Genomic DNA, 14573 nt, shown 5'->3' with positions numbered 1-14573 from the left:
TTTTTATATGGTTTTTATATGGTTGTAAATAGTGCATTATTAAATCAGTGCTGATGTGAGATTACTGTGTTAACAAGTCTATGGTATGGCTTAGCAGTGAAGTATCACCTATTTTGCCATGCCCGGGTACGACAATTTTTGCTTGAGTAAATTGTGCTTGTACTTTTGCCACTGTAAGCGGCCATTGCTCTAGGTCTGCTTCACCGGTATAACCAAGAGTGCGTGAACTCAGTGATTTTATTAAACAGCCGCCGAATAAAATCTGTTGCTTAGGCAGCCACACCACCAGGTTATCGACCGTGTGGCCTGCGCCCAGATAATACACTTCAATGAGTTGCTGCTGAAGTGTGTGTTGCTTAGTTCTAAATGTGTGGCTTGCGCTGCTGAGTTTGTTAGCGGTCAATAGAAGTTGAGTTTTATCTGACACCCAGGTGGCGATACCTTGGCTGTTAAGGTAGCCAATTCCACCTGTGCGGTCTTGATGTGAATGAGTCGATATAGTGGCTGTAACGGTTAAACCTTGCTGGGTAATCCAATCCACAAGCTTGGCGGTATCGCTATCTGTCCAGGGAGTATCAATAATAAACGCCTGTTTGTCTTGCACCACCACTAGGCCATTTGACTCAACTAATCCAAAGCCGTTGACCTGTTTATATGACTGGTGTAAATACACATCTGGCACAAGAGGCGATAGGGTGAGCTCAGCGGGTTGCTGCTGTGGCCTTTGGGCTGCATCGGTGTTGCTTTGAACTGTTTGTTGTTCGTTTTCATGGGCAAACGAAGGCGCACTTATCATGAGCATCGCTACGCTAACAATAGAGCAAAACCGCCAAAAATGATTTAACGTCATGATGATGCCTTGTTTGAGTAAATGTGTAATTTAACAGGCATCATTACCGTGTTTTATAAAGAGTGGCGATTTAACCTCGATACTTAGAAAATAGCTCGCCAACGTTCACTTTAGCCTTGAGTTTAGCTGCCAGTAAATACATACCTGCTAATTTACGATGAATAAAAATAGCATCGGTTGGCGGAGTATGCCATTCATTTTGTTGGGTACTGATTGCTTTACCTGCTTGAGTAACTCGTTTGGCTAAGTCGCTTTGGCCAAAGTCGTATTCGCCTTCAAACCGTAGCGGTTCACAAGCTTGATAAAAGATATCGATAATCAGTTGTTGATGGCCAGGGTCCATTTTATCTTTAAAAAAGCCAATTTTTTTGGCTGCGGATGCCATTTGAAGCTTGTCTTGTGTTGCTGCACCTTGCATGAGTTCATGATAACCCTGCGATAGCGCATCACTAATAGTACGAGTGGCGCCAAAGTCAAATAGGACGATTTTTTGAGTGTCAGTTTGGTACTGAAAATTGGCAAAGTTAGGATCAGACTGGACTAATTTAAACTCGAATAACTCTTTAAAGCATAAAGCCATTAACTCGCTAGCGATATGGTCTCGAACCGCCTGTGACGCTTGTGTTACAGATTCAATCGCCACACCTTCAACAAATTGCATGGTTAAAATACTGTTGTTACTGAGCTGTTTGTATACTTTAGGCACTATAAAGCTGGAGTTCTCCCCCAATTGCTGTCGATAAAGCTCAATGTGTTCTGCTTCAAAGTGATAGTCAGCTTCGTTATGCAGTTGGGCTTTGGCTTCTGCCAGTAAGGTATCCAGTTTAACGTTTGCCGGAATAAGACGTGAAACTTTTAATAATGTCGCTACGTTGTCGATATCACTATCGATACTGTCTCTAATACCTGGATATTGAATTTTAATCGCCAGTTTTTCCCCTGTATCTAAATAGGCTAAATGTACTTGGCCTATGGATGCAGCGGCAAAAGGGCGCAATTCAAATTGGGCAAACGGAGCGAGCCAGTCGCGGCCCCAATGTTGAATTAATAAGGTGGTTAATTGTTTATGGGGCATGGCTTTGGCGTCTGAACGCAACCTAGCTAATATATCTGCTAGTTCTGGAGGGACTAAATCACCAGCATCCATTGATAACATTTGGCCCACTTTCATCGCCGCACCACGAAGTTGTGACAGTTTATCGGCAACATGACCAATGTTGGTTGGGGTCATTACTAGCTGTTGTAACTTAGGTGATTGACCTTTGCTAAGTTGTTTTGCACCTTCAAGCAGCACGTTACCCGCTAGGCGAGAAGCCAATCCCCCCATTTTTGATAATCGCGATAATCGGCTGGTTGGTACTTTGGATTCATTATTTTTCATGATGGTCTTTATCTGCAATACAACGATTAGATTGGTTTTATTGTACGCTTATGAAGAGTTATATGATCAGATTCAATGATGTCTAATTCGAAATTATATTAACCTGAACTCGGGATAAGGAATGAACTTAGCTATTTAACATCAGCATGTTAACCAAGCTCACTTTCAAGCTTGTCATTTGTTATGCTAACAAGGTGAATTGACGCGTCAATAGCTAGCCTATTGTAAGTCGATTCAACACAGTTAGCAGGACAAAGGGCTGTTTGAAAGGCGTTTATTATCCCGAGCTCAGGTTATATTACTAAGAATAACCTGACTAATTAGTTAGAGTGATAGGTTTAAGGCGAACTCAATAACGATTGATGAATACGCCTTTGATAGATTTTTGGACACTAATAACTTATGGCTATTTTATCAATTTAAGTAAGGCTTTAAAGCGATCGCCTTGGGCAACATGTTGTAGTTCAAACAGCAGTGATTCTACATTAGTGAGTTGGGCACCATCATTAAGCATCATTTGTACCCCAAGAACTTTATTGTCTGTCCCCCTTGATGAAACGGCATCGGCAACCAAGTGGACTTGATAGTCATTAGCTAATAAGTCTTTGCAGGTTTGGTAAACGCAAACATGGGTTTCAATACCCGCTAGAATGACATTATTGCGCTTTAATGTTGTCAGCTGCTGTTTTACTTCGTCGCAATGCCAGCCACTAAAGTGTTTTTTAGCTATGGGTTGGGAGGTTTGCGACAACAATGGTACGAGTTCTTCGCTGGAGTGGCCTAATTTATCGGGTAATTGTTCTAACCAGATAATAGGAATATCAAATAGCTGTGCACCTTGAATTAATACCGCAAGCTTTTGGTGTAATTGGGCTGATTGCTGCATAACTTGTGCAAGCTTGCCTTGTACGTCCACAATCATTAATACACTTTGTTCTGCTGTTATCATGGTCAGTTACTCGAATAGATGTAGTGAGCTTTTGAGTATTGGCTATTTTGTCCATGGTGAAAATAAGCATTTAGTCTATTATGGCTATGTTAGTTTATATGATTGTTCATGCTGGAGTGTCAGGGATTGATATGAAAAAACGCATTGTCATTTGTTCCGATGGAACCTGGAATCGACCCGAGAAAGATCTTGAAAAAGATCACGCCACTAATGTGCTTAAACTTGCCCGCGCCATCAAACCCATTGCGGATGATGGTGCACCTCAACAGGTATTTTATGATTGGGGAATTGGCTCATCTCACGATGCTATTATTGGCGGCATAACTGGGCGCGGGCTGAATAAAAATATTATGGATGCCTATCGCTATATTGTGCAAAACTACTCAGCCGGAGACGAAATTTACCTGTTTGGTTTTAGTCGCGGCGCCTATACCGTGCGCTGTTTGTGTGGCCTAATCAATAATTGCGGTATTGTTACTCGTCCTGATGCCAAGCTTATTCAACAAGCGTTTGACCATTATAAAATGAAAACGAAACCTTTCGCGCCAGACGGTGAACGATCGGTGCAGTTTCGTCAGCAACATTCACACCCATCGCGCGAAGTGGCGTTTGTGGGCGTGTGGGATACGGTAGGCGCAATGGGGATTCCGTTATCATTTTTAGGCATTTTTGAAGATAAAGATGAGTTTTACGACACCAAACTTGGCCACAATGTCAAAGTGGCGCGCCATGCTTTAGCAATTGATGAACATCGTAGTGATTTTGAACCGACGATTTGGCAACCCAGAAGTGGTATTGATATTCAGCAAGTTTGGTTTGTTGGTGCCCACAGCAACGTTGGTGGCAGCTATGTGCCAGATTCAGACGGTAGCACTTTGTCAGATATTGCATTGCAGTGGATGATTAGCCAAGCAAAGAGATTCGATTTAACGGTGGAATTGCATTTATCTGATACATTACAACCTAATCCAATGGCGGATATTCAAGAGTCATACCGCAGCTTTTATCGGATTAAAAAACGCTTTATACGCGAGCTAGAACCAGAGAAAGTACCAATATTTTTGCATCAATCGGTTAAAACGCGTTGGTTAAATGACGACAGTTACCGACCTGAAAACATAGTCAACTATATAGATAGCTATGGCTGGCCCGACAAACTGGTCGATTAACTGTTGTGAATAACTGAGCTTAAATAACAGCTTCCAATTTATCATTTGAATTAACCCGTTTTAATTAATCGCTTTCAATTAGCCCGTTTTAGTTTGCATTAACAATTAAGGAAAATATCTTGCTACGTTTATTTTTATCATTGAGTACAGCCATTGGATTGTTGTTAGTGTCGTTAGTTTTACCGGCAACTGAACTCATAGCAGGGCAAGATCTACAACAAGGATCACAGCCAAAGCAGCCCGCCAAACGAATAGTCGCTTTGTCGCCCCATGGAGTTGAAATGCTTTTTGCTATAGGGGCTGGGGAGTCGATTATGGCGACCACTGATTATGCCGACTATCCTGCAGCAGCTAAAAATATCCCTAGTATTGGTGGCTACTATGGCATTCAGATAGAGCGAGTCATTGAGCTTAATCCAGATTTAATTGTGGTGTGGCAAAGCGGCAATAAAATGGAAGATATTAATCAGTTACGCGATTTAGGTTTTAAGCTATTTAATAGCGACCCTAAAAACTTGGCTGATGTGGCGACAGATCTTGAACTGCTAGGCCAACTGACTGGACATCAAGCACAAGCGCAGCAAGTGGCGACCGATTATCGCCAGCAGTTAGCGCAAATTAAGCTAAAAAACCAAGCTAAACCAGTTGTAAAAGTATTTTATCAATTATGGTCAACACCGCTGATGACGGTTGCAAAAGGCAGTTGGATCCAAAACTTGATTGAAGTGTGTCATGGTGAGAATGTGTTTTATGACGCTGCCAGTGAATACCCACAAATCAGCATTGAAAATGTATTGCTAACAGGCGCCGAAGTAATTTTACAAAGCCAAGATGAGGGCAATGTTTTAGGTATCAATTGGGCTGATTGGCCAGAGCTCCCCGCAGTAAAAAACCAGCATATATATCAGTTTGATGCAGACTTACTGCATCGGGCAACACCAAGGGCTATTTTAGGTGTTAATGCTGTTTGTGGGGCGTTGGATAAAGTAAGAGGGTAGGTGGTTGAACTGGTGAGTGTGGGCACTGTTTCTTATGGCCTGCTGCCACACCAGAATGTTCAAATTTCGTTTGAAATAAGATCGCAAGGTTCCACCCTGCACGGGCCAAAAGGGGATCAACAGCAATCCCCTCTTGGATCACCCCTGCCGTTCCGGCAACATTTTCAAAGAGCGAAAAAGTCGCGACGGAAATTAATCCAGATTTTAACTTCAATTGTAAGCTGCTTCGGCCTTATTCGAAAATGCTGACGCTTCCTATGGTACATCCTGTACCTCGAAAGCTAAGCTCACATCCATGTGAGCTTCACGCTATTTTCTTCAACGGCCTCAGGTTCAGAGTTGAATTTGTACATTTTAAAGCAGCGACTAGCTCGTTTTTGCCCCAAAACTTGTTACTCTTTAATGAGTAAGCGGTCCATTGCCAAGTAATCTCCAGTGTATTCAGCATGTGCTATTTCATTATTACGATCTAGATGTATTCATTTACTATTAAAAACAGCAAAACTACGTTACTAAAACTGTACTCTCAGAAACATACATGATGGCTTTGTTTTTTGATAAAAAGTTATTGAAATATTGATGTGCTTTCGATAGAAACTATTATTTACAGGTTAGATTGTGCTTAACAGAATGAACTGATTTTATATAGATTTAGCTTAATTAAAATCAACTAACTCATGAAGCAAGCCTAAAGTCGTAATGTAGATTAATTTCGAAAAGTATAATTGATTGATAATATTATAAATACATATCATGGCTTGCTTTTTAAACGACATTATCGAACGAGCCGTTCAATAAGTTGTATGGGGCTAATCAATGTTAGTCGAAGAAAACGGAGTTATTCATCAAGAGCGAGCTTCAGCTCTTGGTTATTTAGTCAAAGTTGTCGTTTTACAACAATACGACAAGGTGAATGATTTCAAATATCTTTACCTTAAATACGGTGGAGCTACTCTTACAAAAGAGCAAATGGAGCTAGAATGTCCTAGTTGGGATAGTAGATGGATTGTTTCGCAAACGTTTACTGCTATGTCTTTAGAAGCATTTTATTTTGACTACATACAAAATAATGCATCTAAAACTCAAGCTGGGAAAAAACGTACTTCTCCACAAAGGTTTCAGTATATTTGTAATGAAATTTTAAAAATAAATACTAATGAAGTTAATAAGCTATTTGATAAATTAGTGCTTCTAGATAAAACAAGAACTCATTGGGTACACAATAAAAGTGCTGACTTTGAAAACTATAACAAAGTTCCGGAGTTTTTTAGCTCAGATGAATGTATAAAAATTTTATTAGAGGTTTTTGAACTCATTAGTAAAAATGACAGTAGTTGCATAGTTGCAAGAGAAACGGCATGTATATTAAAACAAGTACAAGAGAATGTTGCAAATGAAGTTGCAGCCCTCACCCCATAACAAGCAAGTCATTCCTGCTGACGCATGAATGACGCGTTAGCGAGTTAGTTCAGCATGGAGCACATTAAGTGGAAGTAGCACTCACAATAATCGCTGGGGTAATCATGATATTGATTACATTTGCAGTATCATCAAGTAGAGATAAACAACTTGATGATCCCAATGATGATAGCGTTGTATATCTAGATAAACTCGAAGAAGTTTCAACTCTACAAGAAAATGGAAAATATCTAGTAAGAATATTGAGACAAAGCGGAAACCTTCAAAAAGATGATCAAACTTTTGATTGTCCAAATAAAGCAATTAAAACTGCTATTTCTACTCTAAAACGTGCAAAAATTGATTTTGTGTTAATTTCAAAAAATACAGACGTAGAGTTTTTCTTCCGCAGAACTTATCACCATCACGGTGGTAGTGCGGAAGGTAAGAAAGTTGGCAGTGTAGAAATATACAAAGTAGAGTAACCCGCTAACAAGAGACTATGGCTCAATAACTATGATTAAACTTTAGCATTTGAGGCTGACATCATTCTTCATATGATAAAAAACAACAGTTTGGTGTAACAATTAACTAATCCAATACTCGTACAACCCGCGTATACAGGCGTCTTAGAATTATGGGGAGGGTTCAAATCTCTACCCCAAATTTAGTTGGGTCAGTGTAAACTTTATGTCATTGCACTAAATCCGAAGCTCTAACGCACTTTTGTCCAAAAACGAGTTAGTCTTAGCTTTCAAATGCTCAAATTCAACTCTGAACTTGAGGTCGTTGAAGAAAATAGCGTGAGCTGGCCATGGATGGCCCGCTAGCTTTCGCGGTACAGGATGTACCATCGGAAGCGTTAGCATTTTCGAATAAGGCCGAAGCCGTATTCAAATGAGGTTCAACGCTGAATTAATCCCCATGGCGACTTTTCGCAGCTCTTATTTTGTAAATAGCGAAAATGTTGCGGGGCGGCTGGGAGTTCCAAGAGGGAACAGCCGTTGGTTTCCTCTTGGTCTGGTGTGGGCGAAGCGCCACGACGTTAGTGGCCGCAGGCCATAGGTACAAAAAGTACAAAAGTACAAAGCAAACCATAAGTGTCCGCTCGGACACTTCCTCAATAACCGGACAGTATTTAAGCCTGTCCGCGGACACTTTTAGGGTGTTCGATTATCACTTTAAATAATTATCATTATGAAAAATAACAATAAATAACTATTGGCATGGCTTGTGCTTTATCTTGGTATAAATGTGAAGCGGTGGTTGCGGTCAGCGCGTTACCTAAGGACTTGAGATGATTAAAGACACAAGTAGCCAAGATACTGTTATTGCGCCTAAGTTAGGCCGTAAATTGCGCCTACCCTTAATAATAGGTTGCGGCGCCATATTAATGAGCGCGCTGGTGTGGGCAAGTTTTAGTCACGACAGTTCAGTGCGGTCGGTTGATGGCGCCGATTTACGCATGGCAACGCTCACTCGTGGCACCTTAGTGAGAGATATTGCCACTACCGGTAAAATTGTCGCGGCCAATGCCCCCATTTTATATAGCACGGAAGAAGGTGTGGTGACGCTATTAAGTCAACCTGGTGATGAAGTTGAACTGGGGCAAGTGGTGGCCAAGATTGAAAGCCCACGTTTACAAAGTGAATTGCAACAACAGCAGTCGTTGCTTGAAGGCATGCAAGGTAATTTAGAACGAGCCAAGTTAGATGCCCGCCGAGAGCAATTACGCGTTAGCCAGGTTTTAGACATGTCGAAAGTAGATTTAGAAGCCGCTGATCGTGAAAGTCGTCGTGGCGATCAACTGATTGAGTCGAGTTTGATCAGCATAATCGATTATGAAAAAAGCAAGGATGATTTACATAAAGCCAAACTGCTGCACAAACATGCCCAGCAAGAAGTTGAGTTAATGCGCGACACCCTCAGTTTTGAAATTCAAAACCGTACCCTTGAAGTTCAGCGTCAGGCCTTAGTGGTGCGCGAGCTCACACGACAAGCGAATGCGCTGAATATTGTTGCGCCAGTGAACGGCATTATTGGCAACTGGCTGGTGGAACAAAAAGCCCGTATTGGTGCGAGTCAGCCGATGTTAACCGTTGTGGATTTAACTGCCTTTGAAGCAGAGCTTGCTGTACCCGAGTCCTATGCCGATGAGCTGGGACTCGGCATGGATGTCGAGCTGAGTTTTGGCAACCTGAATGTGGTTGGTCAATTGTCGTCAATTTCACCTGAAGTCCGCAATCGTGAAGTGACCGCCCGAGTGCGTTTTGCTGACAGTAACACTTTATCGTTACGCCAAAATCAGCGTTTATCTGCCCGAGTCTTACTGGAAAACAGATCCAATGTGTTGATAGTTAAACGCGGTGATTTTCTTAATATGGGCGGCGAAGTGGCGTATCAAGTGAGTGACGCTGTTGCTCATAAGAAAGTCGTTAAATTGGGCGCACGCAGTATGAGCCAAGTTGAAGTGCTTGAAGGTGGTGAAGAAGGTGATGTATGGGTGATATCTGGCACCGAAATCTTTAAAAATGATCCAACAATTCAAATCCGATAGCTAAATAAATAGCTAAATCAATAACTAAGAAAATAACCAAACATTTAACTGAGTAAGGACATTCTATGATTTTTATTCAACGTAGACAGCTTATTGCGCTAGGCGCGTTATTTATACTTGCAATGGCTGTGAGTTATCGCATTGATAATCAGACCGATTGGTTATCGGTCAGTTTGCAATTAATTGATATAAGCAGCCAAGTATCGACTCGGTTAAGTGACATCAATCCGACTGTTAGTTTGCATATTGACATTAGCGACATACTCAAGTTTAAGTTGTTGCTTTAGCTTTGTTAATGACAAAAGAGTATTAAGTAGCACAGCATTTAATAACACAGCATTTAACAATAAAGTATTTTACACGACCGTATTTAGAACAACTGTATTCAGATTAGCAAGATTCACATTATCAGCCCTAAGCGCTGGGATGCGACAGCCGAATTAACCAAGGAAGCCATTATGTTATCTATGAAAAATATCAGTAAAGTATTCAAAACTGATTTAGTTGAAACCCATGCGCTACGCGACTTTAACCTTGAAGTGAGTGAAGGCGAGTTTGTCGCGGTGACTGGCCCGTCTGGTTCAGGTAAAACCACCTTTTTGAATATTGCTGGTTTACTTGAGGGGTTTTCATCTGGCGAATACTGTCTTGATGGCGTTAATGTGTCGAATTTGAGCGATAACAAAAGCGCTAAAGTCCGCAATGAAAAAATTGGCTTTATATTTCAAGGTTTCAATTTAATTCCCGACCTTAATTTAGCCGAAAACGTCGAAGTGCCATTGCGTTATCGCGGTATGAATGCCAGCGATCGTAAGCGCCGAGTAGAATCCGCATTAGAACAAGTCGGCTTAGGTGCGCGGATGAAACACTTACCGACACAATTGTCTGGCGGACAACAGCAACGTGTCGCCATTGCGCGCGCATTGGCAGGCGAACCACGTTTTTTACTTGCCGATGAACCTACTGGTAATTTAGACAGTTTAATGGCGCGCCAGGTGATGGAGTTGTTAGAGAATATTAACCAGCAAGGCACGACCATCATTATGGTGACTCACGACCCAGAATTGGCCCGCCGTGCCCAGCGCAATATTCAAATTGTAGACGGCCAAGTGTGTGACTTTTCGATGTATCAACCTGCAGCTACTGGCACGCGTTAATCGCATAAGGGAATATTATGTTTTTTTATTATTGTGATTTGGCGTGGCGAAGTATCCGAAAAACGCCGATGTTATCGATGTTAATGGTGTTAGCAATTTCGATTGGTATCGGCATTACCATCACCACCTTAAATGTGTATAAAACCATGTCTTATAATCCGGCAGGCGATCGCAGTGAGGTGATTAACTCAGTGCAGCTATGGAGCCAAGGCTTGGATACTTGGGATGAGTTTATTGCCAATATCACTTATATCGATGCGATGAATTTGCGTAATAACGATGAGTTGAGCCTTAAAGCGGCGACTTATCGTACTGGTTTAGCGTTGCAGTCTGACAATCCAAAAATTGAACCTGTATTACAAAGTGTGCGGGTGACCGATAGAGACTTTTTTAGGATTTTTTCTGTACCATTTTTATACGGCAGTTATTGGGAAGCGAGTGTCGATTTACGCCCAGCTTATCAAGTGGTGATTAGCCAAAAGTTAAACTTACGCTTTTTTGAAGGCAAAAATAGTGTCGGTAAAACGGTGTTTTTAGACCGTAAGCCTTACCAAATAGTCGGGGTGATTGAAGATTGGAATCCACAGCCTAAATACTATGATCCACTTAATGGGGCGTTTAATGATGCTGAAGAAATATTCATTCCTTTTTCGTTAACTGGCCAAGAAGAGTTTGATGTGTGGGGCAATACCAGTGGTTGGAAATTTGAAACCATGATTACTTACAACGACCGATTAACGTCAGAAAAAGTATGGATTCAATTTTGGACTGAATTGAATAGTGAAGATGAAAGACAGAGTCTTCAAGGTTGGTTAACCCGCTATGTGGAGCAGCAAAGAGCGATCGGCCGCTTTACTGATACGGCTAAAACCCCTAGTGAGTCAGTACAAATTAGCGATATCGATAAATGGCTTGAAGATAACGATGTGGTGCCAAAAGATAACAAAATATTAGTTGGCTTAAGCTTGTTGTTTTTAAGTGTGTGTTTGGTGAATATACTTGGGTTATTGCTGACCAAATTTTTAAAGCGCGCGCCAGAAGTCGGTGTGCGCCGTGCTATTGGCGCCAGTCGTGGACAAATATTTAGTCAGTACATGGTTGAAGTTGGCATGATTGGTTTTATCGGTGGTGTAGTGGGTTTGTTATGGGCTTGGGGTTCGTTAACAGCGCTGCACAGCTATTTTTCAATGGATCAAAGTGTTACTGGGCTTGATGCCAGTATGTGGATTATTACGCCATTAATTGCTATTTCTACCGCTGTATTGGCTGGAGTTTACCCTGCCTGGGTGGTGTGCCGCACTAAACCGAGTGTGTATTTAAAAGCCCAATAACGGATTAAACAAGGACATCACCATGTTACATATCAAACCGATTTTATCCAGTTTAATGCGCAGTAAAAGTGCGCCGATTTTATTGTTATTGCAGATCATTTTGTCGGTTGCGATAGTCGCCAATGCCAGTTTTATTATTAACGAGCGTTTGTCGTTAATGCAGCGAGAATCTGGCTATGCTGAAGATCAAATACTCACTTTTAGTGTTTATAATTTCGACCCTGCAGTTGATAACATCAAACAAAATCAGGTTGATCAACAGATTTTACGTTCGCTGCCTAATGTTATCGATGCCAGTTCGAGTAATATGTTGCCGTTAAGCGGCAGTGGTTGGATGGACCGTTATGTTGATGGGCCTAATCCTGATACGGCCAAAAGTACCCCTGGATTTGCTTTTTACTTGGGCAATGAACATTTATTGAATGTTATGGGCGCAAAACTGATTGCCGGACGTAATTTTACCGCCGACGAAATAAATACCAACTTAGATGACAGTGGCATGTTGGCGATAGTGTCGCAGCCCTTAGCCAAAGCCTTTTGGGGTGAAGAGTCACCGCTGGGTAAAACCATGTATCAAGGCGAACAAACAGTTACCATTATTGGTGTAGTTGATAAGCTACAAGGGGCTTGGGTTGATAATGAGAATTTTGAATATAGTGTGATCCAAAATATCGATTTTGGCGGTAACAGCAGTAACAAATCATATATGGTACGGGCATTACCGGAACATATTCCTGCCTTAGAAGAAGCGATCCGTAAAGCGCTGCATGCTGAAAACCCCAATCGGGTGTTTGATAACTTTCAAACCTTGACTGAGTTAAGAAATCTTACCTACAGTAATCACCGTTTAATGGCGACGGTATTGAGTATTATGGTGGTGTTATTGCTACTTATTACCGCGTTAGGATTAACCGGGATGGTGATGTTTAATATTCAACGCCGCACCAAACAAATCGGTACTCGCCGGGCGCTGGGTGCACGTAAGCGTGACATCATTCAATATTTTATGGTGGAAAATTACCTGATTTGTATTGTCGGTGGCGTGATTGGTGGCATGTTGGCATTAGTCTTGGGGCAGCAATTAATGTCACTGTATAGCTTACCTATGGTACCGGTGATTTATCCGATTATATCTGTTATTGGTTTGCTGGTGGTGACCACGCTGGCAGTAATAGTGCCGGCAGCTAAAGCCGCGAATATTTCACCAGCAATGGCAACGCGCAGCGTGTAGTGTGTTCAACTGCGACGCTTACGCTTAACAATAACGTGACAGTAAGGTCTTTCGTCATGTTATTGTTAATGATTTCATTGTACAAACATGCAGTTGTATAAACATATTTATGTGTAGCAATAACCTAATTGGACTCAAACATACTCTAATGGATAATATTTTAATTGTTGATGACAATCATGCCATTTGCCAAGCGCTTGCGTTAATGATTGAACTGCATGGCTATCAGGCCATTTTTTGTCACACGCCTGATGCGGCTGTTGAGATTGTTACTAACAAAGAAATCAGCTTGGTGATCCAAGACATGAACTTTAGCCGTGACACCACCTCGGGTGAAGAAGGTAAGCAACTGTTTTACGCATTGCGTCAATTACAACCCAATTTACCGATTATTTTAATGACAGCATGGACCCAGTTAGAAACCGCAGTCGAATTGGTTAAAGCAGGGGCAGCTGATTACATGGGTAAACCGTGGGATGACGCTAAGTTGTTGAACAGCATTAGCAACCTATTATCTATCTATCGACTTTCCCAACAAAACAACCAATTAACGCGTATCGACAGTGAACGCATGTCGGCGATTAATGGCGCCGACTTATGTGGCTTAATTTTTGGTAGTGGTGCAATGCAGCGCTGTGTTGATTTGGCGTTGCAAGTTGCGCGATCCGATGTGTCGGTGATGATCACTGGCCCAAATGGTGCGGGTAAAGACAAAATAGCCGATATTTTACAGGCCAACTCGCCACTAAAAGACCAACCTTTTATTAAGGTTAACATTGGCGCTTTACCAATGGATTTGTTAGAAGCAGAACTGTTTGGCGCAGAAGCTGGCGCATTCACTGGCGCCAACAAAACCCGTATGGGTCGTTTTGAAGCTGCCGACGGTGGCACATTATTTTTAGATGAAATTGGTAATTTGCCATTATCTGGCCAAGTAAAGTTATTGCGCGTATTGCAAACGGGTGAATTTGAACGTTTAGGCAGTCATCAAACTCGCAAAGTGAATGTTCGGGTTATTAGTGCTACCAACGCGGATTTAGCCGGTGACATTGTTAATGGGCGTTTTCGTGAAGATTTGTTTTATCGCTTAAATGTCATTGAACTGAATGTGCCGCCACTTAATCAACGCCAAGATGATATTTTACCGTTAGTTAAACACTTTATTGGTGTTAATTTTAGCCTTGATAAGTCGACCCAGCAGGCTTTAATTAATCATAGTTGGTCGGGTAATGTACGTGAATTAGAAAATGCCTGTAAACGGGCTGTGCTGTTAGCTAAGTCACCACAATTAACGATTGATGACTTTGGTTTGATGGCGATAGCCAGTGGCAGTGCAGCTACCCAGCATACGCTTGTTGTTGGGCATCATCTTGGCCCACAAGATCAAGGCATTGATGATACTCAGTCGATTTGCGAACCAGATAAGCAACAGCTAGAGGACGCCTTAGTACAATATAATGGCGTCATTGCCAGAGTAGCAAAATCCTTTGGCTTAAGCCGACAAGCCCTTTATCGCCGTATGGAGAAATATGGCCTTAAGGTAACTAAATAA

Annotated in this window: 13 protein-coding genes; 10 read left to right on the top strand and 3 right to left on the bottom strand. The window is 41.7% G+C overall.

Annotated features, from left to right (window positions below; genetic code table 11):
- Positions 1–61 precede the first annotated feature (61 nt).
- The 3 genes from blaDIM to ABIS04_RS14740 form a co-directional block, all read right to left on the bottom strand.
- On the bottom strand, positions 62–850 hold the full coding sequence (blaDIM, locus tag ABIS04_RS14750; protein WP_350431530.1) for a DIM/SIM/IMP family subclass B1 metallo-beta-lactamase: 789 nt from the start codon (positions 848–850) through the stop codon (positions 62–64).
- A gap of 70 nt (positions 851–920) precedes the next feature.
- On the bottom strand, positions 921–2231 hold the full coding sequence (locus ABIS04_RS14745) for an AarF/ABC1/UbiB kinase family protein (protein ID WP_350431529.1): 1311 nt from the start codon (positions 2229–2231) through the stop codon (positions 921–923).
- Positions 2232–2637: 406 nt separating this feature from the next.
- On the bottom strand, positions 2638–3180 hold the full coding sequence (locus ABIS04_RS14740) for an isochorismatase family protein (protein WP_350431528.1): 543 nt from the start codon (positions 3178–3180) through the stop codon (positions 2638–2640).
- Between the two features lie 131 nt (positions 3181–3311).
- On the opposite strand from ABIS04_RS14740, the gene ABIS04_RS14735 reads away from it, so the two are divergent.
- The 10 genes from ABIS04_RS14735 to ABIS04_RS14690 all read left to right on the top strand — a co-directional run bounded on the left by ABIS04_RS14735 (position 3312) and on the right by ABIS04_RS14690 (position 14573).
- The gene (locus ABIS04_RS14735) at positions 3312–4349 is read left to right on the top strand and encodes a DUF2235 domain-containing protein (RefSeq protein WP_350431527.1); all 1038 of its coding nucleotides are present in this window, start codon (positions 3312–3314) and stop codon (positions 4347–4349) included.
- A 197-nt stretch (positions 4350–4546) separates the two neighbouring features.
- Entirely contained in the window at positions 4547–5347 is an 801-nt protein-coding gene (locus ABIS04_RS14730; protein ID WP_350433448.1) for a cobalamin-binding protein, read from the top strand.
- A gap of 816 nt (positions 5348–6163) precedes the next feature.
- On the top strand, positions 6164–6766 hold the full coding sequence (locus tag ABIS04_RS14725; protein ID WP_350431526.1) for a hypothetical protein: 603 nt from the start codon (positions 6164–6166) through the stop codon (positions 6764–6766).
- A gap of 68 nt (positions 6767–6834) precedes the next feature.
- Entirely contained in the window at positions 6835–7230 is a 396-nt protein-coding gene (locus tag ABIS04_RS14720) for a hypothetical protein (protein ID WP_350431525.1), read from the top strand.
- An 812-nt stretch (positions 7231–8042) separates the two neighbouring features.
- Complete coding sequence (locus ABIS04_RS14715; RefSeq protein WP_350431524.1) at positions 8043–9302, top strand: HlyD family efflux transporter periplasmic adaptor subunit; 1260 nt, start codon at positions 8043–8045, stop codon at positions 9300–9302.
- 65 nt (positions 9303–9367) lie between these two features.
- Positions 9368–9589, top strand: coding sequence for a hypothetical protein (locus ABIS04_RS14710; RefSeq protein ID WP_350431523.1), 222 nt, complete (start codon positions 9368–9370; stop codon positions 9587–9589).
- Between the two features lie 171 nt (positions 9590–9760).
- Entirely contained in the window at positions 9761–10459 is a 699-nt protein-coding gene (locus ABIS04_RS14705) for an ABC transporter ATP-binding protein (RefSeq protein ID WP_350431522.1), read from the top strand.
- Positions 10460–10476: 17 nt separating this feature from the next.
- Positions 10477–11790 carry an ABC transporter permease gene (locus ABIS04_RS14700; protein WP_350431521.1) on the top strand — a complete coding sequence of 438 codons (1314 nt, stop codon included), beginning with the start codon at positions 10477–10479 and terminating at the stop codon, positions 11788–11790.
- 22 nt (positions 11791–11812) lie between these two features.
- The gene (locus tag ABIS04_RS14695) at positions 11813–13021 is read left to right on the top strand and encodes an FtsX-like permease family protein (RefSeq protein WP_350431520.1); all 1209 of its coding nucleotides are present in this window, start codon (positions 11813–11815) and stop codon (positions 13019–13021) included.
- 148 nt (positions 13022–13169) lie between these two features.
- Positions 13170–14573: a sigma-54 dependent transcriptional regulator gene (locus tag ABIS04_RS14690; RefSeq protein ID WP_350431519.1), complete on the top strand. Its 1404-nt coding sequence runs from the start codon at positions 13170–13172 to the stop codon at positions 14571–14573.

This window comes from Shewanella sp. H8, assembly GCF_040285065.1.
In the GTDB taxonomy this organism is placed as follows: Bacteria; Pseudomonadota; Gammaproteobacteria; order Enterobacterales; family Shewanellaceae; genus Shewanella; species Shewanella polaris.
The sequence above is the reverse complement of the archived record's forward strand: the minus strand, read 5'-3'. Positions and strand labels throughout refer to the sequence as shown.